The organism is Paenibacillus sp. 19GGS1-52, assembly GCF_022369515.1.
Taxonomy (GTDB): Bacteria; Bacillota; Bacilli; order Paenibacillales; family Paenibacillaceae; genus Paenibacillus_AQ.
In genome coordinates this window covers 2603942-2625905 of the sequence record NZ_CP059724.1, presented here as the reverse complement: position 1 = coordinate 2625905, position 21964 = coordinate 2603942, and the positions used below count along the sequence as shown (strand labels likewise).

Here is a 21964-nt window from a genome sequence, read left to right as displayed (position 1 = left end):
ACCAAATGGTTTCGCTTTATATTACGACACCTTTTGGTTTCGTGTCAAGTGTTAGAAATACTCCTATATAGAAATCCTAGATTCTGAGTTTGCCTTAATCTCTTGACTCTTTCTCGAATGAAATGTTAAAATTTTCTAATCTTAATTATACTAGGGAGACTCTTACATTGAAAAAAATAACGATGAAGGATATCGCACGTGAGGCTAATGTTTCTGTTGCGACTGTAAGCTATGTTCTTAACAATGTTGAGAACCAGACGATTCCAGAGAAAACGCGATGTCAAATTATGCAATTGGTAAAAGAACTCAATTACATCCCAAATCTGGCGGCTCGCTCACTCAGCAAGAAGAAAACGGGACTCGTCGGTGTTCTTATAAACACCTCTGCGAACATGCCCTTTTGGAAGCGCCATAATTATTTTTCATTTATTGAGTCTTTGGAGAGACGTTTAACAAAAGCTGGCTACCATACACTTCTATATACTTTGGACGCAGATCATCCTTCTCTGGATATCATCGTAGAAAGGAAGCTGGAGGCTGTATTTCTGATAGATGTGAAGGATGATGCCTTCTACTCCATCTCTGCCCATTTCATTGAAGGTGTTCCCTTGATCTTAATCGACAGCCTCATTGAGGATAAGTTGTTTAAACAAGTCCTCTTCGATTACCACTCAGTGCTGCAAGCAGCCTTGCCGGAAAGCCCTGCGCAGACATGCTTAATCATGGAGTCTTACAATAATTCCGCCTTATCTCTGGCAATTATGGCTGATATCCCCTTACCCAAAGAGGCTATCTTCATCATTCATGATCTGGATGAGCTGAACGCGGTCTTACACCAGAATACTTACAAAAAAGCTATAGTTATCAATGAATTTATGGGAAATCACATTGAGAAAGCGGGGGTATTCGAGCACATCAGCGTCATTTGCACCTGTTCTTGTCCAGAAATTTTGGGAGAAATCACTCATAAAATTGTATTCAAGGAAGACAAGGCTGCCGCTGCATTTGCTTTAATGGAAGATCTATTACAGAATGTCGATTATTCGGTTCAAACTATAAATAGATATTATATTAAATAATTTTTTTCACTATAACTTAAACGTTTAAGTTAAGGGGGAATTACAATGCAAGGACCACTTTTAACAAGCCAAAACCCAGCTGCCGTTCAGTCCTACCCTACGGTATGGAGAAACAGACAATTCCTGCTGCTGCTCTGCTCTTACTCCATTTCTCTATTTGGCAACACCTTTCACAGTATCGCCTTAAGCTTATGGATACTTCAGATGACCGGTAGTGCCAAATTGATGGCTGTAGTTACAGTGACTAATCTTTTGCTCAGTTCCTTACTTGGATCAATAGCAGGCACATTTGCAGACAGGAACAATCGCAGAACTATCATGTTGATTACAGATCTGATCAGTTTTGGATTCGTGCTGGTATTGGCATTTTTTATTTCCTTACCATTGGCTCCATTTATTGTCGTGGCCTTGTTAACCGGGCTGATCACCACATCGGCATTATTTCAATCTCCTGCCTATCAGTCATCCATTATCAATGTTGTTGGCAAAGAACAGATTCAGAAAGCAGTGGGTCTGATTAATCTGTCGGAGAACATTTGCCGAACGGTCGGATTCTCGGCTGGAGGGATTTTCGTGGCCACTTTCGGCGCCGCTGACGCTATTATTCTGGATGGGGTTACCTTTCTGATCTCCTTCCTTCTCGTTCTTAGCGCGGGATCTTTTCCGTCGCCACCGAGTATTAAACATTCGCCGAAAGAAAAAAGGAAATTCATCGACGATTTGATCGCTGGCATTCTCTATATCTGGAGATTCCCGTTTGCCAAAGCCATTATGATCATGTTGCCTACGCTTACCCTCTTCTTTATGCCGTCCTTAATGCTAACTCAAGTAATGGCCGTTAAAGTCTGGAAAGCTAATCCGTTTCAGTTTGGTCTCATGGAATCCTGTATTCCGCTCGGTTATATGATCGGTTCGGGTATTATCCTGCTATGGGGTTATCGCATTAAAAATCGAGGTGGGGTGGTCATTGCTAGTTTGCTGACGATCGGTCCTATGTATATCCTGTTATCGTTGATCGACACTGCTATTGTAGCTATTCCCGTGATTCTCCTCATCGGCTTTATGTTCTCGTTCTGTACACTGCTGATCAATATTATTCTTAGGCTCGAAGTTTCCGAAGAACTTCAGGGCAGGGTATTCGGGGTGTTAGGGTCCATTATGAGCGTTGCTCCCTCGGTTGGTCTGGCCATCGTTTCGTATTATTCCGATATATTCGGTCCCCGTTCAATTATGGGCTCCCTTGGTGTTTTACTTCTGCTTTTTTCCATCTTGGCATTCGCCAAGTTGAAAGTTATCCGGACCTATCATTAGTGAGAAAGACAATCCTATCTTACTGCAGCGTATCCCGGTGATAACCGGGATACTATCACTCCAAAATACTTAGGCGATTCCTCGGTACTAAAGTTGCTCTATTATTTTTTCACGGGTATCTTTGATGTGATTTCCCATGATCTTGTCTTCAATTCCATTTTTTTCATATAAACGTGCAGCTTCTTCAATATAATTAAAAGCCATCTGCGGATTCAAACCCCGAATTTCACGAGCAAAATATAAATAATATATATAGTTTTCCGGTTCTTTCTTTAAACATTCTTCTAAAATTCTTATATTCCTTAAACTTTTCCCTCGTCTGTTCACCACAGTTGAATCATAACCATCGTGCAGGAGTCGAATTGGCATATTAATCCGTTCCATCTTTTGGTTACTGATAGATTCAGATAATGCTTCATGGACAAGACCTTTATATTTGAATCCGCCTTTAAAAATCCGAATTATACCGGTAGTATATATATCCTCAATCTCAAAATCATTAATATTGATTAACTCCACATCAGCTACTACATTTAGAATTCCCGTTAATGAAGCATTTTTACAACATGCCCGCACTTTTAATACGTCATTCGGGTGTAGAAATTCATCGGCATCTATAACAAACTTCCATTCCCCCCTAGTTTTCGATAATGAAAAGTTACGTGCAGTTGCAAAGTCATCTATCCAGTCAAAATGGTACAATTTTATATTTTTCCGGTTTTTTCGGAACTCTTCAATAAGTTCAATAGTATTATCAGTCGATCCTGTATCTACAATCACAATTTCGTCGACAGCATCTATAATGCTAGATAGACACCTTATAATACACCGCGATTCATTCTTAACGATCATAGCCGCAGATATCAGCATTTCAAAAAATCCTCTAAAACAGCGATGATCAATCCATGATCTTCATGACCCTCTAGACCCGATACGGAGATTGTCCCGATATGTCCAGCATTTTTGATAATTATCGGAAAGCTTCCGCCCTCGGCCGCATATTCCATTGGATCTACGAATGCATTCTCCTCAATCGTAGTGTTCCATGATTTATATAGAACATGCATGTAATAGGAGCTATGCCCAAAATGATTAACGACATTGATTTTGCGTTCAATCCAGCGATCATTGTTAGGTCCGGTGCCTTCCATTTTCGCATGAAACAGCACTTGTGCATTTCTTCTAATGTCAACAGCGATTAATTTCTGCTCATTCGTTGCCATTTCCAGAATAGCATTTCCTATTTGAATTGCTGATTGATTGCTAAACTCGACGAACTGTAAATCGCTTTCTTGTTGAAGTATTTGCTCTGCTAATTTGGTATAATCCTCCAAGTATAAACACTTCCTTTATCTAGTATCAGAACTTTTTTCATTATAACAGACAGATTCAATTCACTCTAAGAATTAATCCTTCCTGCGAAAGATGATTCCATTCCTGTGTCGTGGCAAATGAGGGGCGAACCTCCCAGTTATTGTCGATATCATATTTAAAAATGCAATAAGCCATCACAATACACGCTATGATAGAATCCATTCCATGAAGATTCGGCTCTCCATTAGCATTAAGAGTTCCTTGTATAGCTTGCGGGGTAATAGAAAGGTTAAAGCTTTTATCTATTTGTGTTTTGAAACTTGAGTTCAAGTTATCAAATGTGGCAACATCACTACTTTTGAGGTGCAAGGTTTTCCATAGATGGCTTGGATAAACCTCATAAAGGTGCGACCCCTCCCTTTTATATGGAGTAAATGGATAAATAGAAACGTCATTTTGCAAATTAAACAGAAGCTTGCGTCCACCATATAACATGCCATTCATAGCTATGGGTGTCGCAGATATTGGACTTTTACCATTCACGGCAATATCAGTTTCTCTAAGATCTATATCGCTTTTACCACTATGTACTAATCCGAATCTACTCTTGAATTGCTCTCTTGTATCGCTATAAGCTTCTTGAATAAATGTTGACCATGATGAAGAATAATGATTCTGCAAGTGATGTTTAGGAATAGCAAAAGGAAAATCCAACCCCCAAGGTGCTGAGGTTTTCTTTATCAAGTGCAATAAATCCAAACGGTCCTCGCAACTGATGACTTCTTCTATTGATAATTCATTTCCTGTAAGCTTGCCTCTTGTAACAAAAATCTTTCCTTCCGGGTTCTTGGCCCCGCTGAAGTCACACCCATAAATATCCATATAACCTCCGTTAAATCTAATCTCTAATCTTATTTCCAGTCTATGCCCTGTCAGCAAAGTCAATCTTCAGTAAAGGAAGCCCAACAAATACAGCATAACGTTCAGCAGCACGTAACACTCTTTCTTCACTGTCACCCAGCTGTTCGAAAGGGGTAATCACAAGTTCAATCCCTTTTTTCTTAAAGATTCGTTTCCATATCCCGATGACCTGACCATCTACAACAAGAGTAGGCAGGAACACACCGTTAATACCAGGGACAATCCGGGGAGCAGTCTCCGGCTTAAGTACAGCACTGCGGTCTTTAAAGCCAAGAATATATTCATCAAAGCCCGGAAGCAGATAGACACCGGAATTTTCTTCAGAAGGCTGAGCTACCGAGGCTGTGGACATCCAATATTCGCGGCCCTCTATTTGTTCTGAGAAGAGGACCCCTTTCACTGTTTCGAGACCTCGTCTTGCATCTGTAAGTGTCATGCCTGCCCACCAAGCAAAGTCATTGACGGTCGCCGGCCCGTGAGCTGTAAAATACCGCAAAGCGAGTTCTGCTAATGATTCGTCAATAGAAAATTCACGGGAATGGGGTACCCACTCGTCCAGCAACACGAAAGTTTGCTGTTTGCCATTCACGGGGCCAAAACAGATCAGACCCTGATAAGCACAATGCCATAAAATGTGATAGCCACGCTGGTTGCCAGTGCTGATGCCCGCCTCCTCCAACAGCCGCAGCAGCTCCGAACGGTCTGCCTGCCGCCCACCTTTTAATGCTTCAGTAATGACTTCCCTACAGCGCTCCAACGTTCCGTTGTCCAGTCCCAACTGAGCCAGCCTGCTCTTGGCCTGTCCCACAACACGCGAACCCGTAAGCTGCAGCATCCATTTCACATCTTCGGACGGCACACAATGAATTGTACCGCGCAGCGACCACGTTAGAATGATCTTACGATCAACTATTGCACGCTCAATATCCGTTAATGATGCGGAGGGTGTACGCAATCCTATCGCCCACATCACCTGCATATAATCCTGCGCCTGCAGAGCACCCAATTTCTGCACAACTTGTTCAGGCCGCAGGAACTTGGAACCGACAATAAGCAGATTGTTTAGGCGGCGATCCGCAATAATCTTATTAGTCACTGTATCCCTCCTGTACTAAGTTCTGTAATCCTTAAACGGAATAAACAAAAGACACCAACTCTTAGTCAGTGTCTAGATCCGGATCGTATCACAATCTGATAGCATCCCAGCTCATCCGAATAATTTGTTGCAAGCGATCTTCATTAGCATCTAACTGTCCTTTGAAATGGGCCTTGGCCAACTGTGTGACGGGAAAATAACAATAGGTCAGCAAAAACACTGTATCTAGTGGCTTTAAGTCACCTTTCTGTTTGCCCTTCTCGATGAACTCATGCAAAGGGATGAACATCGTCGCTGTATCTTCAAGACATAATTTATCCATGAGCGGCGAGGTTGAAAACTGCTCAAGAAACATAAAATAATCTTTGTTGTCCAGTATGAACTTCATTGAGTTTCTCATGAACCACTCACATAACTCTTGCGTGGATAAGCTGTCATCGAGCTCGTGAATCATTTGCCTGCTCATCTTCTCCTTAACATTGATATAAAGCTTAACGAGCATATCCTCCTTATTCGCGAAATAGACGTAAATCGTCGCTGAAGAAAGACTCGCTCGCTTAGCGATCTTGGACATTGAAATGTCCGAGAATCCAACTTCGTTTATTAACTCCATAGTGGCTTGAAAAATCGCTTCGTTCTTAGATTCATCCTTATGTCTCATAAATCTATGATAAATGACCGTTTAATTAATTTCAATGACGAACAAAAAAGACGACTCCAAGTGGGTCGTCTTCAATGACTTAAGCTTCATTATGCTGTTAGCTCTTCAGCCGTTATAGGGGTACGTTTGGGAACCTGAAGGACAAAATATAAGAATGTAAGTGCAAGGAATATAACCGCAACAATAAGCAAATATAGGATCTGTTCTCTCATTAATGCGTAATCTCCACTCCCGATAATCGCTTTGAAGCCCACGATACTGTGCGTCATGGGAAGTAAAGGATTGATCTTCTGCATCCACGATGGCAACAGTTCCAGCGGGAATGTACCTGCACTCGAAGTCAACTGGAAGATCATCAATACGATCGCTAGGAACCTTCCTGGATTGTCCAACCAAGTGACAAGAGTCTGGACAATCATACTGAAGGTAAAGCTGACGATTAAGGTGAAGAGGAAGAACAGGGCCACATTTTGCACCTCAAGCTTCAGCACATATATTAGAACAATATCTGAAAGTATAGCCTGAATGATACTAACTGTCACTAACGTAAAAGTCCGACTCACAAATCTTTCCATTGGTGTAGCATCAGGAGTAGTTGAATGGCGTAATGAGAATACCGTCGAAAATACTAGTGCCCCCATATATAGTGCCAGCGACAAGAAATAAGGTGCTATCCCAAGACCATAGTGACTCAGTTTATGATCGGTTTTCTCTGTCAGCTTTACCGGCTCCGCGAACATATTTATAGTGTCGTCACCGGATTTCACAGCAGAGGTATCGTTGACGGCAGCATTTAGCTTATCAGCTAATTCACTGCTGCCATTCATCAGCTTATCAGACCCTTCTGTCAACTCACCAGCTCCAGTGACTAGCTTCATGGAGCCGTCCGTTAATCCGCCTACGCCCACATCAAGCTTAGTCAGACCTTTCATTAACTGCGCGGCTCCCATATTTAAGGCGTTTGCACCACTAGCAAGCTTGCTCCCGCCTGTCGCTGCTTCATTCAGCTTTTGACCAAATGTGGTCAGTCCTGCAACTAATTGCGAGCCTCCTGCCTTTAACTGTACAGCGCCGTTATATAACTGCTGCTGTCCCTGATCCAGCTGGGTACTGCCTGCAAGCAGCTGTACTTGTCCGTTATGAAGCTGCGCACTCCCTTGCGCCATTTGCTGGCTTGCAGCGAGCAGCTGTTTTAGCTGTTCATTGTTTTGTAGTTCTGGATTCGCCGCAAGTGCTTGCTCCAGACCTTTGGCTAACTGATCGGCACCTGCCGCAATCTGGCTGCTGGTCGCTTCGGAAGAAGTCAGTCCTGCTGTTAACTGATTGACGCCATCCTTCGAGGCCTTTAGGCCCTGCTCCAACTGCGAGGCTCCGGTCTGCGATTTCACAACACCAGCTTGCAGTTGCTTCTCTGCCCCGGCAAGCTGGCTTAGTCCGCTCGCCAGATCGGAGCTTCCTTGAGTCAGCGTTCCCGTACCCTGAGTCAAGCTGTCAGCTCCGTTATATAGTAACTTCAGTCCGCTTGCAAGCCCTGTTGAGCCCGTTGTAAGCTTGTTTAAATTCTCCTTAAGGGTAGATAAGCCATCCTTCAGCTTGCTCGCCCCTTCCGTCAACTCTGTCGCACCATTGCCCGCTTCCCCAAGCCCTGCAGATATCGTGTCTACCTGTTCGAACATACTGCGGGTATAGGCTTCCGTAATTTGTGCGGACAGCTTCGACTTTAGCTCCTTCGTCGCACTCATCCCGATTTGGGCACCGACGAAATTATAATTGCTGTTTGGTTCGAAGATGATTTCAGCTTGAACAGGGTGATCTTGTGTAAGCGTCGTTGCATTTTTTGAGAAATTGTCCGGAATCGTAATAGTCATATAATAGCGGTTGTGAGACATGCCATCCTCGGCTTCATTCTCATCAACAAACATCCATTTAAAGTCACTATTGCTCTTCAGTTCATCTACGAAGTCCTTGCCTACATCCATCGACTTGCCCTCATAGAGCGCTCCTTCATCCTGATTGACTACAGCAACTGGAAGCTTGCCTGTATTACCATAAGGGTCCCAGGAGCCTTCCACAAGAAATCCACTGTATAGCATGGGCAACGCAGCCACACCCAGCATTGTGAGCAGAAGAACTGGCTTGCTCACAAGTATTTTCATATCCTTCCAAAAAACGCGAAATACTTTCATGCTTACACACCCTTTATGTTGAAAATGAATAGATGACTGTATACGTACTACGGTCATTATTTTACAAAAAAAACAGGTTGTTATTCAGAACTACTTAGAATACCATTCGAAATAAATAAACTCATATGATCTTTAATTTGGTCTTTATTCAGCGGCTCGTGCGCTTTATTCCATTCAGTAGTCAATGCCAAATATAATCGCAGGATCATAAAGGCAGTAATGCTGGAATCGCAAGGTTTCACTTCACCCTGACTAACTGCCTGATCAATCTGGTGCTTAAGGAAATCTAGCGCGTATTCTTCCATTCGCTTTACGCCTTCCAGCGCCTGAACTGTTCCGATATCACGCACCTCTTGACCTAACTTAACGAAAAGTTCATGATCAGAGCGAAATTCTAAAATGGAATCTAGCAGATTAATCAGTTTAAGGATAAACGTATGGTTTTCTCTGGCTACTCGGTTCATAACCGAAGTTAACTCCTGATAGGCCTTGTCCAAAATTTCTTCAAACAAATCTTCCTTGGTTTTGAAGAACGTATAGATAGTGCCTTTACCCACATTAGCGATTCTGGACACTTGGTCCATAGTGGTTGCTTTATAACCAAATTGCACAAAGGATTGCGTCGCTGCTGATAAGATTAACGTTTTGCGATCGATGGACATAATTCTAACTCCTTCTTCCTAAACTGCTGGAAAATTGACTAAATTTCAAATTTGGTCAGCCAGCATCAACAATCTAACATATCTCCACTGAGAAGACAACAATTTAATTTAAAATTTACATTAAAGCGGTTACAATATTGTATAATAGGTCACCATAAGGTTTGATGGTAAGATTAGGCTGACCCAGCAGTCTTCGAATGCGCTTTCATGTATACTCTATTTAAATACCGGAATCAAAATATGATTAAGTTTAAAGGAGCTAAAACCTATGGAAATATCGTCATTTTTATTACCTAAGGATCAAGTGGCCTTCATTACATCCTCTATGTCTATGCTGCAGGCATTGGAGCAGCTCGAACAACACCACTATACGGCGATTCCCATTATTGACGCTGAAGCAAAGTATATTGGTACACTCTCGGAAGGCGATCTGTTATGGCAGCTGAGAAAAACACCAGGTCTAACCTTTGACAATATGCAGGAAGTTATGGTGAGTGAAATCCAGAAGCATGTTCATAATGAAAGTGTATTGATTAATGCACAAATGGAGGATATGCTCACCCTGGCAGCGGATCAAAATTTCGTTCCGGTCATCGATGATTCTGGTATGTTCCTCGGAATTATCCGCAGGAAAGATATTATTGAATATTACACGAGGAATATAACGGATTGAATCTCTCGCTAAACAGAAATCGGCCCGATTTCCCGCATCATGCCTAGGCATGGATACGACAATCGGGCCGAAGCCAGACAGTATAAAAGTGACTCCTAAGTTGCGGAGCGACGGATGTCACGCCATTTCTGTCTGGAGCAGAGGGAGAGCAGAAATTACAGCTCTGTCAAAATAATCGTTCCCTGTGGAGTAATAGCTAGAGTATGCTCATATTGTGCCGACAAGCCTCCATCAATGGTACGGGCCGTCCAGCCGTCACCGTCAACCTTGGTCCGATAGCTTCCGGTGTTCAGCATGGGTTCAATGGTAAATACCATGCCTTCTTTAAGGCGTGGTCCTTTGCCTGCCGGTCCGTAATGTGGAACCTCTGGTGCTTCATGCATTTCTGAGCCGATACCGTGTCCGATAAAGTCCCGCACAACAGAGAAGCCGTTAGATTCAGCATACACCTGTATAGCATGAGCAACATCGCCGATACGATTGCCGGCAACCGCCTGTTCAATTCCCTTGAACAAGGATTCCTTGGTTGTAAGCAGCAATTTGGCCGCCTCGTCACTGATTGTTCCAATCCCATAAGACCAGGCCGAGTCTGCCAGCCAACCGTTTAGATTCACTACCATGTCTATAGTAACGATATCTCCGTCTTTAAGGGGTTCATGCTTTGGGAACCCGTGACATATTACATCGTTCACAGATGCGCAGGTAGCGTACGGATAGCCGTGGTAGCCCTTTTGCTCCGGAGTCGCCCCTTGAGACAGGATGAATTTCTCGGCAAATTGGTCGATTTCCCAAGTCGTAATCCCAGGTTTCAGCATTTGCTCGATTTGCCGATGGCATTCAGCCAAAATCTTCCCTGCAGCCCGCATTTTTTCGATCTCTTCCATCGTTTTCATGATAATCATAACTTCGCCTCTTCTGTGCAGAACACATTACTCAGTATAATGGCTCTTTTTATGTTTTTTTGGAACTCCTCTATATTATGTAAGAAAAACGTCAGAAATCCAAATGAATCACGAAAATTCTTTATTCTTGTGCAGTATTGGCACGCAACGAAGACCCGGTCAGAACATCCGGGTCTTCGTTGTGTGCACTTGATTATATTCAGATACATTCAATCAAGCATGAAAGTTAGTTCCTGAAGTGACTGCTTGCACATACCCCGCACGAATCACAAAATCTCCAAAATGCTCATCCTGCTGACGTTCCTTCGCATAACGATGGATAATCGGTCCGAGCGTATCGAGGATCTCCTGCTCATCAATACTTTCCTTGTAGATCTTATTTAATCGGTCGCCCGTAAATCCAGCTCCCAAGTACATATTATATTTACCAGGAGCCTTTCCAATGAATGAAATCTCACCTAATGCTGGTCTTGCACATCCATTAGGACAGCCTGTCATGCGAATTACAATCTCTTTATCACGCAGGCCAGCCTCGTCTATGATCAGCTCCAGCTTATCAAGCAGAGCTGGAAGATAACGTTCAGCTTCAGCCATCGCGAGTCCACAGGTTGGCAACGCCACGCAGGACATTGAACTGCGCCGCAAGGCAGAGAACTGCGCACCATCCGTAAGCCCATATTGCTGGGCCAGTTCAACGACCTTGCGTTTCTTGGTGCTGGTCACATTGGCGATGATCAGATTCTGGTTTGGCGTCAGGCGGAAATCACCGGTATGAATCTTGGCAATTTCCCGTAACCCAGTCATTAATTTATAGTCGCCCAGGTCATGAATTCGTCCGCTCTGCACATAAAGCGTCAGATTCCAGCGGCCATTGCTTCCCTTCACCCAGCCATAACGGTCTCCATTATGATCGAAATGATAGTCGCGTGCGGTTTCCAGCTGCCAGCCCAATCGCTCATGAAGTTCGCTTACGAACCACTCCAGCCCATGACGGTCAATCGTATACTTGAACCGGGCATTCTTGCGGACCGAACGGTTGCCGTAATCGCGCTGGATCGTAACTGTCTTCTCAGCCAAATCAATGATCTGATCCGGACGGCAGAAGCCAATGATACGTCCCAGTTGGGGATAAGTACTGGTATCCCCATGAGTCATGCCCATACCGCCGCCAACAGAAACGTTGAAGCCAACCAGCTTTCCCTCTTCAAGAATGGCAATGAGGCCCAGATCCTGAGAGAATACATCGACATCGTTAGATGGGGGCACAGCCAAGCCAATCTTAAATTTACGCGGCAGGTATACAGGGCCGTAGATTGGTTCTACCTCTGCTCCATCTGCCAGACTGTCCACAACCTTTTCACCATCCAGCCAGATTTCATGGTAAGCAGGGGTACGCGGTGACAAGTGATCGCTTAGTCTGCGCGCCCATTCGTAGACCTCTGCATGTACCTCTGACTGATACGGGTTTGGGTTGCTCATGACGTTCCGGTTAACATCCCCACAGGCCGCCAGAGTAGTCATCAGTGTATTGTTAATGCTCTGGATAGTCTTCTTTAAGTTCCACTTTAGAACTCCATGCATTTGAAAAGCCTGTCTGGTCGTAAGGCGCAACGTACCGTTGCCATATTTCTGGGCCAGATCATCCATGACCAGCCATTGTGAAGGTGTAGCCACACCGCCAGGTGCCACTACGCGCAGCATGAACTGGAAGGCAGGCTCAAGCTTCTGCCGTTCGCGTTCGTTCCGTAAATCCCGGTCATCCTGCATATAGCTCCCGTGAAATTTTAACAACCGGTTATCATCTTCCGGCAAACCTCCGGTAATCGGATTACTCAAGGTCTCGACAAGCGCTCCCCGCAGGTAATTACTGTCCAGCTTAATATGCTCGACGTCGCTAGGAGGCCCGCCGATGGGCTTCACCACTTCATTATTCGCCATTGTTGCTTATCTCCTCCCGGGGTCATTGTCTTGCACTTGATCTATGATTAATACACGTCACGCTGATAGCGCAACTCCTGCTGCATCGTCTCCAGATATGCGGTTGCCTCGTCTGGGGACAGACCCCCTTCTTGCTGGATCACTGCAAGCAGCGCCGTATGAACGTCATGTGCCATATGCTTCTCATCGCCACAAATGTAGACATGGGCTCCTTGCTGCAGCCACTCATACAATTCCTGACTCTTCGCCAGGATACGGTGCTGAACATATACTTTCTCATCCGTGTCACGGGAGAAGGCCACATCCAGCTTACTGAGCACGCCGTCTTTAAGCATTCTCTGCCAATCTGTCTGATACAGGAAGTCCGTCACGAAATGACGATCTCCATAGAACAACCACGTCTTCCCTTCCGCGCCCAGCTCTTCGCGTTCCTCCAGAAAGGAGCGAAACGGAGCAACACCTGTACCAGGTCCGATCATTATGACTGGAACATCCGGATTAGTCGGCAGCTTGAAATTCGGATTCTGCTGGATATAGATCGGTAGAGTACTTCCAGATGGTACACGTTCTGCACAATGTACCGAGCAGACTCCATAACGTTCACGACCATGAGCCTCATAACGTACGGCACGCACGGTAAAGTGAACCTCGTCCGGGTTAGCCTTATAGCTGCTGGCGATTGAATACAGACGCGCTGGCAGCTTCCGCAGAATAGTTACAAAGCTACGGGCTGGGGTTTGCCAAGGGGCGAAGTCCTGGATCAGATCTAGGAGATCGCGACCCTGGATATACTCTTTGAGCTCCGACTGCTTGCCAGGTGCCAACAGTTCGGTGAGTGCGTTACTGGAGGACAGCTGCGCAGCTTGCTCTAATAGTGGTTTAGTCAATACCGTAATCTCATAATGATAGGAAAGCGCGTCAAGCAAGGGGCCTTCTTCGCCCTTCTTATTGAACGGAACGGATTCATCCGGGTTCCAGCCCATAGCTTCAATAATAGCTTTGACCAATTCAGGGTGATTCTCCGGATAAACGCCCAGCGAGTCGCCAGGCTCGAATTGCAGATTAGAACCTTCTAATGATAGTTCCAGATGGCGAGTCTCCCGATCAGAGCCGCGGCCATTCAGGTTTAGATTCTCCAATACCTCAGCTCTAAAAGGATTATTGCGTGAGTATTCCGTTTCCTGTGACTCTGAGGCTTCAGCAGCCTGAACCACCTCTGCTGCTATTGCCGGAGCATTTAGGCGTCCGTTCAAAGCATTTATAACACTCTCAAACCATTCTGCAACCGGCTCATCATAATCCAGATCGCAATCCACACGCGGGCTTAACCGCTCTGCCCCAAGCTCGTCCAGACGTTGATCGAAATCCTTGCCAGTCTGACAGAAGAACTCGTATGACGTATCTCCCAATGACAATACAGAAAACCGCAGGTTCTCCAATTGTGGTGCTCTCTTACTATAAAGAAACTCGTGGAAGGAGCGGGCATTATCCGGTGGCTCCCCTTCTCCATGGGTACTTACCAGTAACAACAGATTTTCAAGCTTCTTCAGCCCATTAGGTTTGAAGCCGTTCATAGAAGCTAAGGTTACTTGAAATCCCTGCTCTTCCAACTTGCGGGACAAGCTAGTAGCCAGACGTTGACAATTGCCGGTTTGGGAACCAAAAAGTACGGTTACCTCTTTGGAAACCACGGGCTGTCCCACTGCTGAAAGAACTTCCACTCCTTCAGCTACTGTCAGACTCGCTTGTGCTTGTAGATCTGGACCAACCGAGGCTACTGCAGCAGACTGGCCGAGTGCAGCTATATATCCGCTAAGCCAAATCTTCTGTGATTCCGTTAAGGACGGCAGAAGGCGATTGAGAAGCTCAACTTGACTCTCGTTAAAGGGACTGTTCGTTACTTGTAGTTGCAACAATATCCACCTCTCCTAAACATAAAATCATTTTTTTCTTATCACTTCGTCGTATGTTCAGGCTATCATAATTATTGAAAACGATCAACGAATGCGAAAATACCTATAAAATGTATTTATTGGTAATATTATCTCAACTTTCGCAGAGTCAAAATTGAGTTGACCCCAAGCTGGGGTTAAGGTGGAGTCGGTTTAAGTAAGGATCTTGCCAACATAGAAAAACACCACTTCGTTTGGTAAAGTGAGATTGTCGAGATCCACTAAACCACAGAAGAGGTGTCCCTTCTATGATAAATCAAAAGTCGTCCCTAGATCAACTCCCACCTGAAATGAGACCTGCTTTTCAAGAGCTCGGTGTGCTGAAGCATCTGAGGAATGCCGGGTTCAAAAAGACGTTTGGCTATACCTGTTCCCATCTGTTCATGCTCGTTTTTGTCTTGCTCTTTCATCAGAAGAATTGGTTTCGTCTGCTCGAAAGTGCCAAGGGTGAAGCCTTTCCTGGCAAAGATGCCGTCTATCGCTTTCTCAATCACAGCGGATTCGCTTGGCGGCGTTTCTTGTCTTCTCTAAGTAGTGACACTGTGCAGCGAGTCGAAACCTTGACCTCCGTCACGCGGACCTCCGTATTCATTGTGGATGATTCCATGTTTGAGCGGAATCGGAGCAAAGCTGTGGAATTGTTGGCTCGCTTTAAGGATCACGCGACGGGGGCTTACTATAAAGGCTTTCGCATGCTCACCTTGGGCTGGTCAGACGGTCATACGTTTCTCCCTTTGGACTTCGCCTTGCTGAGTTCCGTGAAGGCTGGACTCACCGGCATACATCCGGGAATCGACAAGCGATCCTCTGGATACAAACGCCGGAAAGAAGCTCTGCTTTCTGCTCCGCATCTGGTTTCTGAACTGCTGGATCGAGCCATTACTTCCGGGGTTTCTGCGGCTTACGTACTTATGGATAGCTGGTTCACGCATGCCCCCCTGATTCAGCGGATTATAGATCGCAAACTGCATGTGATTGGCATGGTGAAAAACGACAACAAGCGATATCTCGTTCACGGTCAACGGGTGGATCTTAAAGGTCTTTACCGAGCTGCTTTGCGCGTCGAAGGAAAGCACCGGAACCTCTTGCGTCAGATTCACACCGAACTTGTTCCTGGCATTCCAGTAGTCGTGGTCTTTGTTCGCCATCGCTCCAAGAAAAACGAGTGGCTCGCGATTCTATCGACGGATCTAACGCTGACGGCACCGGAAGTCATTCAAATCTACGCTCTTCGCTGGGACATCGAAGTCTTTTTCAAATGCGCTAAATCCTTGCTGCGCCTGCAAAAAGAGTTTCAAGGCCGCTCCTATGATTTGCTCATTAGCCATACAACGATTGTCTTTTCCCGCTATATTCTGCTGGCTTGGCAGCATCGACAAAGCACGGATCAGCGGACGCTCGGTGGACTCTTTTATTTGCTTTGCGATGAAGTCGGTACCTTGGACTGGGCCGTAGCATTACAACAATTGGTGGAATTGATGAACGAAATCGCCAATCAAGTCGGTAAGAAACTATCCGCTATGATTAAAAGTCAACTCCAGCACTGGATCTCTGCTTTGCCCAGCTACATCAAGGCTTATCTGCCGATTTCATGCTGCGAAAGTTGAGATATTATATGTAAAATACGAAAAAACTGCCTAAATCAAAGTGATTTACCCTGATTTAAGCAGCCCTATTACAATTAATGATAACTTTCATTAGATAAAATGATAAAGTAATTTTCAATAATTAGCTAGCGCTGGTGAAAGCGGCTAAGTTCTCTGTTAGAAATTCCTTCAAGCTGGCTGGTGCCTGGCCTGTTAATTCCTGAACTGTCGTAGTTGCTACAGCATATTCTCCCTTAGCAGAAGCTGTATCAAAGGAAGCAAAAATCTGCGCCACACCATTAGGCATTCCAATCGATTCAAAAATACCTACTAGCTGCTCTGTGGTTAAAGCTACAAATTGAATGCTCTTCCCAATGACTTCACTTGCAATTTGAGCCACATCAGCCCCTGAAAGCGCCTCAGTTCCAGTTACGTCTATCGTTCTGGTTCCTGTAAAGGAGGAAGCTAGTGCCGCTGCTGCTGCCCTGGCACAGTCCTTGCGAGTCACGTAAGCTGTTAGGCCATCACCTGTAGCAGCTGCATATTGTCCACTAGCTGCGGCTTGCTGCAAGGAAGGAAGCAGATTGTCGGCATACAGATTGTTGCGGAGAATTGTGAAGGACAAGCCACTGCTCTTGATTTTCTCTTCTGTACCATAGTGGTCAGGGGCAATTAAGCACTCTGTACCCGGTTCTGGATTAGGCACAGAGGTATAAACAATATGCTCTACTCCCGCTTTAATCGCGGCTTCTACTGCATTCGAATGCTGCTGTAACCGCTGCCCTGGCACACTCACAGCGTCCGTACTGATAAGCAACAGCCGTTTAGCTCCGACGAAGGCTTCATCAAGCGTATGCGGTTGGTCAAAATCTGCTTGCCGTACGACAACGCCACGAGCTGAGAAGTCTGACAGTGTCAACGGATTACGGGTTACTGCAATAATCTGGCCTTTATGATTCTCAAGCAACCACTCTACCGCTTCTCGTCCCAAATGCCCGCTTGCTCCTGTTACCAATACTGCTTCATTCGTAATACCCATTTCCCATTCCTCCTCAGTATATTAAATCCAGTAAAATCGATGTGTCAGTAATCATTCCGCCTACCTGTAACTATTATAGTTACAATAATGAAACATGTCAATAATCAATACAAAAAGAGACAAGCTCTATTGACTTGTCTCTTCTTTCAGAACCTATCTCAAATGTACTATAATGAGTGAGCGCGCTTTTATACACCTAGAAACACTCAAAGGAGACAGCTATGGTTAATCAGGCCTTGTTAACTCATTATCTATCCAATCTGAACATAGATTTATATATGGCTAACTACAATTTAGTAACTTTAGAGTGGCAGGACCTCGATTATACTCCTGATTACAGCAAGTTTTATTTCATCTGCGAGGGTGAGGGCTGGCTCAAGATTGGGGATCAAGAGTATTACCCTGTCCCTGGCCAGTTAATCTTAATGCCTGAGGGTGTGAAACAATCCTACACTTCAATCAACAACAACCCTTTTACGAAATATTGGTGTCATTTCAGCGTCAGAGTAGGCGATATTCCGTTATCCGATATTTTGGAATTGCCTCATGTGTGGAAAGTCGCAGATACGAATACTATCCACACCTTATTTGAGGAGCTTACAACCCAAGCGAATTCTGATGCTGTATATGCCAAACTGCTGGCGAAGAGCAAGCTGATGGAGCTTCTGTCACATTTTTTGATGAACATTGACCTGGCGGATATTGTCTTTAAGAATTTGGAGTCCACAGATAAGCTGCTAAATGTCTTAAGCTACATCCATGACAACATCGAGCAGGAGATTACGATCCAGCAGCTTGCCCAAGTAGCCTTCATGCACCCGAACTATTTCATTCGCCTATTCAAGCGTCAGATGGGTGTACCCCCTATTCAATACATTACACGTAAAAAAATTGAGAAGGCCAAGGAGTTACTCCTGAGCACTCCGTATTCAGTGACGGATATTGCCCATCTTGTCGGGTTTAAGGATCTGTTCTATTTCTCCAAGCAATTCAAGAAAATCTCCGGGATGCCCCCAACAGATTTCCGCAAACAATTGCATTCGCTAATTTAGCTTTTCGGCTTCAACTTCAGCTTCAGCTGTCCTTTGAGTAAATGGATTACAAACAATATAACGCCTACATTTATAGCAACATTGGCCAGATTAAGAATACCGTTGCTCTTCCCGAAGACCAGAAAATCGGTTACCTTATGGAATACCAGACGGTCAATCGCATTGCCGATAGCTCCGCCGGCCAGAAAGCCTGCAGCAGTCTCCATCAAGACCCCCTTGATTTCTCCTTTTCGCCGATAATAGATTAAACCTGCTACGAACACCAGTGCAATAATCACAAAATACTTTCCATATCCCTGAAAGGAGCTAAAGGCAGCCCCACTGTTCTCGAAATGAGTAAATTGCAAAATATGATTCCAGACCGGAACCGTTTCCCCAACCTGCATATTCGATCTTACGATCCATTTCGATCCTTGATCCATTAGAATGACCATTGCGGATATCACAAAAATCAGCAAAATAATACCCCCTTCTCATTCTGGAACTCGAATTCATTTCAAGCTTATCATAAATACAGCAATTTTACTTTAGCAGTGACATTCCACTGACGCGCATGTTACTTTAAGAATCACATGGGTTATAAACTTATAACGCGGCAAGGAGGTTTCGTATGGAATTAGTATCGATATTAATTAAGTTGATTGCTGGCTTTGTCGGATTATGGGCGATGACGAGGCTGCTCGGCAAAAAAGAAATTGCCGCTTTGACCCCCTTCGACTTCATCTCAGCCGTTATGCTGGGCGATCTTGTAGGAAACACCATCTATGAAAAGAATACTTCCGTATGGATGCTGATATTTACCTTAGCTGTTTGGACTGTCTTATCCGTCACCTTCGAGAAAATTACCCAACGTTACCATAAGCTGCGGAAGCCGCTGGAGGGTGAATCGGAAATCTTAATTCGTAATGGGCAAATCGACCTGATGAGACTGCGTAGAAACAATCTTGACTTTGATCAGTTGCGAATGATGCTCAGAGCGAAAGATACTTTTTCTGTTAGCGAGGTAGCTTACGCTATCTATGAAACTAATGGTTCTTTGAGTATTCTCAAAAAACCGCAGTATGAAATCGTTACCCGGGCGGATATAAATCTAAATGCACAACAGATTCACATGCCACAGAGTATTGTTGAAGACGGAATTGTCCAACTGAAGGGGCTTCGCGATCTTGGCAAAGATGAAGTGTGGCTGCACCAACAGCTTCAAGAGAAAGGTTTTCCAGACATCAAAGCAGTGGCTTATGCCGAGGTTAATGAAGAAGGCGAGCTTAATGTAGTCACCCGTATGTAGGATGAGCATAGAAATAACACGGCCTTGTCACGCTAGACAAGGCCGCGTTAGCGTGAAGCCCCACGGACTTATTAGCCACCAATATAGGACATCTCAATCTTCGGTTTGGTATTGCCTGATTTCGAATCGCTAACCTCACGACGAAGATCGGAATATCGATCTTCCCGCTTGCTCCAGATCTGGCTGAGCTTCTCGGTCAGGTCTTTATCCGATATACCGGAGCGCAGCAGCGCCCGCAGATCAAAGCCTGCACTAGCGAACAGACAGGTATAGAACGAACCATCGGCAGATAGGCGTGCACGGGAACAGCTGGAACAAAAGGACTGTGTAATGGAGGAAACAATGCCAATTTCTCGATTAGTCCCCTTATAGCGGTATCTAGCAGCAACCTCTCCTTCGTAATGTGCCTCGATGGGCTCCAGCGGCATTTCGCTGTGGATCATCTGCACAATCTGCTCCCGAGAAATCACCTGGCTGAAGTCCCAACCATTCGTGCTTCCCACATCCATAAATTCAATATAGCGCAATATATAATCCGTATCCTTGAAATATCGGGCCATAGGCACAATATCCTGCTCGTTGGAGGATTTCTTGACTACCATATTGATCTTGACCTGTAGTCCTGCCGCAGCAGCTGCCTTCATCCCCTCCAGCACACCTTTAACGCCAACTCCCAGGCCATTAATGGCACCGAAGCGTGCGTCATCCAGCGAATCCAGACTCACATTCACCCGCTTTAGACCCGCCGCATACAAATCTTTGGCAAAACGAGGCAGCAGTAGACCATTGGTCGTCAGGGCAATATCCTCGATGCCCTCAAGCTTGTTCAACCGCTCAATAAGCGCTGGCAGGCCTGCCCGCAACAGAGGCTCACCACCCGTGAGCCGCAGCTTGGTTCCTCCCAAAGCAGCAAAGGAACTGGAGATTCTTACGATCTCATCAAAGCTCAGCAGATGTTCTCTGCCCAGAAACTTATAATCGGGACCGAAAATTTCCTTAGGCATACAATAGACGCAGCGCAGGTTACAGCGATCGGTAACAGATATCCGGAGATCCTTTAAGGGCCGGTTCAGCATATCGGGCGTCATCGCATTCCTCCTCTCCAGTTGCACAACCGCCTGCATAGCGGTGAACTGGGTCCTCTACACTGTTGATGCCTTGTATTCTAGCAAATTCCACCCATAGTGTCACGTTCTCGTTCAACAACTGTTGCAAGAACTAAAAAAGCTGCAGACAAGGTGTTAACCGTCTGCAGCCTAGAGGTTGTACATAAATATTGTAGAACACATAGCAGTTAGCCGTGAAATTGATTACCAGGCGTATGCTTCAGGAGCTGGACGTCCTGGTCCTGGGAAAATCTCATCAAGCTTCTTCAAGGTAGCTTCATCCAATATAATTTCAGTCACCCGCAAGGAGTCCTCAAATTGCTGCATCGTTCTCGGCCCAATAATTGGAGCGGTCACTGCCGGATTTGCCAGTACCCAAGCCAGAGCAACCTGATCCTCATGGTCGCCCAATTCCTTACAGAGGGCGGAGAATTGCTCCAGCTGGCCGCGGTTCTTCTCAAGATTAGCAGAACGCGAGCTGCGTACGCCTGTACCCGCTAATGCGTTGCGACCCAGTAATCCACCCGCAAGCGGACTCCACGGAATGACGCCCATCCCCAGCTCCTTAGCAGCTGGCAGAACCTCAAGCTCCGGTGTCCGCTGCAGCAGATTGTATAAATGCTGCTCGGATACTAAACCCAGGAAATGTCTAGCTTTTGCTTCAGCTTGTGCTGTGGCAATATGCCAACCTGCAAAGTTGCTAGAACCTATATAATCCGCTTTACCTTGCTGAACCAGAATTTCAAAAGCACCCCACAGCTCGTCCCATGATACATTGCGGTCAATATGATGCATCTGGTAAAGCTCGATATGATCGGTCTGCAGACGCTTTAATGAGGCTTCAAAATGCCGTCTGATTTTATAACCAGATAAGCCAGCTCCCGAATTGGGTCCATCATTCTCATCAAACATATCATTGTACACTTTGGTAGCCAGCACTACCTTCTCGCGCCGTCCGCCCCCTTGCTGAAACCAGCGGCCAATAATTTCTTCCGTCCAGCCGCGTCGCTCCTGGCCTCCATATACATTGGCGGTATCAAAGAAGTTGATGCCAGCATCCAGTGCAGCATCCATAATCTTAAAAGCTTCCTTTTCCTCTGTTTCGGGGCCAAAATTCATGGTACCCAAACATAATTGGCTGACTTTCAAACCGGATTTCCCTAAATAGCTGTACTTCATCCTATTTCCTCCCTTTGAA

The 21964-nt window shown here is 45.2% G+C and carries 20 protein-coding genes; 6 read left to right on the top strand and 14 right to left on the bottom strand.

The features are described 5' to 3' along the window. Positions 1–182 precede the first annotated feature (182 nt). Both H1230_RS12325 and H1230_RS12320 read left to right on the top strand, forming a co-directional pair. The gene (locus H1230_RS12325) at positions 183–1079 is read left to right on the top strand and encodes a LacI family DNA-binding transcriptional regulator (protein WP_239715742.1); all 897 of its coding nucleotides are present in this window, start codon (positions 183–185) and stop codon (positions 1077–1079) included. A 45-nt stretch (positions 1080–1124) separates the two neighbouring features. Then, positions 1125–2390, top strand: a complete 1266-nt coding sequence (locus tag H1230_RS12320; RefSeq protein WP_239715741.1) for an MFS transporter — start codon at positions 1125–1127, stop codon at positions 2388–2390. A gap of 87 nt (positions 2391–2477) precedes the next feature. Here H1230_RS12320 and H1230_RS12315 read toward each other — a convergent pair whose 3' ends face one another. The 7 genes from H1230_RS12315 to H1230_RS12285 form a co-directional block, all read right to left on the bottom strand. Continuing rightward, positions 2478–3260 (bottom strand): glycosyltransferase family 2 protein, encoded by a 783-nt coding sequence (locus tag H1230_RS12315; protein ID WP_239715740.1) that lies wholly within the window; start codon positions 3258–3260, stop codon positions 2478–2480. Then, on the bottom strand, positions 3254–3724 hold the full coding sequence (locus tag H1230_RS12310; RefSeq protein ID WP_239715739.1) for a heme-degrading domain-containing protein: 471 nt from the start codon (positions 3722–3724) through the stop codon (positions 3254–3256). Before H1230_RS12310 ends, H1230_RS12315 begins: the two co-directional genes overlap by 7 nt. Before the next feature lie 55 nt (positions 3725–3779). Beyond that, the gene (locus tag H1230_RS12305; protein ID WP_239715738.1) at positions 3780–4586 is read right to left on the bottom strand and encodes a hypothetical protein; all 807 of its coding nucleotides are present in this window, start codon (positions 4584–4586) and stop codon (positions 3780–3782) included. 40 nt (positions 4587–4626) lie between these two features. Further along, entirely contained in the window at positions 4627–5721 is a 1095-nt protein-coding gene (locus tag H1230_RS12300; protein WP_239715737.1) for a winged helix DNA-binding domain-containing protein, read from the bottom strand. An 88-nt stretch (positions 5722–5809) separates the two neighbouring features. Next, positions 5810–6382 (bottom strand): TetR/AcrR family transcriptional regulator, encoded by a 573-nt coding sequence (locus tag H1230_RS12295; RefSeq protein ID WP_239715736.1) that lies wholly within the window; start codon positions 6380–6382, stop codon positions 5810–5812. An 89-nt stretch (positions 6383–6471) separates the two neighbouring features. Beyond that, a complete protein-coding gene (locus tag H1230_RS12290) occupies positions 6472–8568 on the bottom strand; it encodes a YhgE/Pip family protein (protein WP_239715735.1) in 2097 nt (698 codons plus the stop codon). An 80-nt stretch (positions 8569–8648) separates the two neighbouring features. Further along, entirely contained in the window at positions 8649–9230 is a 582-nt protein-coding gene (locus tag H1230_RS12285) for a TetR/AcrR family transcriptional regulator (protein ID WP_239715734.1), read from the bottom strand. Between the two features lie 268 nt (positions 9231–9498). Between H1230_RS12285 and H1230_RS12280 the strand changes: the two genes are divergently transcribed. Beyond that, positions 9499–9903 (top strand): CBS domain-containing protein, encoded by a 405-nt coding sequence (locus H1230_RS12280; protein WP_239715733.1) that lies wholly within the window; start codon positions 9499–9501, stop codon positions 9901–9903. A 155-nt stretch (positions 9904–10058) separates the two neighbouring features. Here H1230_RS12280 and map read toward each other — a convergent pair whose 3' ends face one another. The 3 genes from map to H1230_RS12265 all read right to left on the bottom strand — a co-directional run bounded on the left by map (position 10059) and on the right by H1230_RS12265 (position 14656). Then, positions 10059–10805 (bottom strand): type I methionyl aminopeptidase, encoded by a 747-nt coding sequence (map, locus tag H1230_RS12275; RefSeq protein ID WP_239715732.1) that lies wholly within the window; start codon positions 10803–10805, stop codon positions 10059–10061. A gap of 213 nt (positions 10806–11018) precedes the next feature. Continuing rightward, positions 11019–12743, bottom strand: a complete 1725-nt coding sequence (cysI, locus tag H1230_RS12270) for an assimilatory sulfite reductase (NADPH) hemoprotein subunit (protein ID WP_239715731.1) — start codon at positions 12741–12743, stop codon at positions 11019–11021. Between the two features lie 47 nt (positions 12744–12790). Beyond that, entirely contained in the window at positions 12791–14656 is a 1866-nt protein-coding gene (locus tag H1230_RS12265) for an assimilatory sulfite reductase (NADPH) flavoprotein subunit (RefSeq protein WP_239717276.1), read from the bottom strand. Positions 14657–14943: 287 nt separating this feature from the next. Here H1230_RS12265 and H1230_RS12260 point away from each other — a divergent pair, with 287 nt between their 5' ends. Then, positions 14944–16302 (top strand): IS4 family transposase, encoded by a 1359-nt coding sequence (locus H1230_RS12260; protein WP_239711655.1) that lies wholly within the window; start codon positions 14944–14946, stop codon positions 16300–16302. A 121-nt stretch (positions 16303–16423) separates the two neighbouring features. Here the strand turns inward: H1230_RS12260 and H1230_RS12255 are convergent, their stop codons facing one another. After that, the gene (locus H1230_RS12255; RefSeq protein WP_239715730.1) at positions 16424–17320 is read right to left on the bottom strand and encodes an SDR family oxidoreductase; all 897 of its coding nucleotides are present in this window, start codon (positions 17318–17320) and stop codon (positions 16424–16426) included. 221 nt (positions 17321–17541) lie between these two features. Between H1230_RS12255 and H1230_RS12250 the strand changes: the two genes are divergently transcribed. Then, entirely contained in the window at positions 17542–18372 is an 831-nt protein-coding gene (locus tag H1230_RS12250) for an AraC family transcriptional regulator (protein ID WP_239715729.1), read from the top strand. Here the strand turns inward: H1230_RS12250 and lspA are convergent. Then, positions 18369–18830, bottom strand: coding sequence for a signal peptidase II (gene lspA / locus H1230_RS12245; RefSeq protein ID WP_239715728.1), 462 nt, complete (start codon positions 18828–18830; stop codon positions 18369–18371). The two genes, H1230_RS12250 and lspA, sit on opposite strands and share 4 nt — an antisense overlap. A 152-nt stretch (positions 18831–18982) precedes the next feature. Between lspA and H1230_RS12240 the strand changes: the two genes are divergently transcribed. Beyond that, positions 18983–19660, top strand: a complete 678-nt coding sequence (locus H1230_RS12240) for a DUF421 domain-containing protein (RefSeq protein ID WP_239715727.1) — start codon at positions 18983–18985, stop codon at positions 19658–19660. 71 nt (positions 19661–19731) lie between these two features. Here the strand turns inward: H1230_RS12240 and moaA are convergent, their stop codons facing one another. Both moaA and H1230_RS12230 read right to left on the bottom strand, forming a co-directional pair. Continuing rightward, a complete protein-coding gene (moaA, locus tag H1230_RS12235) occupies positions 19732–20748 on the bottom strand; it encodes a GTP 3',8-cyclase MoaA (protein ID WP_275591207.1) in 1017 nt (338 codons plus the stop codon). A 222-nt stretch (positions 20749–20970) separates the two neighbouring features. Further along, positions 20971–21945, bottom strand: coding sequence for an aldo/keto reductase (locus H1230_RS12230; RefSeq protein WP_239715725.1), 975 nt, complete (start codon positions 21943–21945; stop codon positions 20971–20973). Positions 21946–21964: the final 19 nt, after the last annotated feature.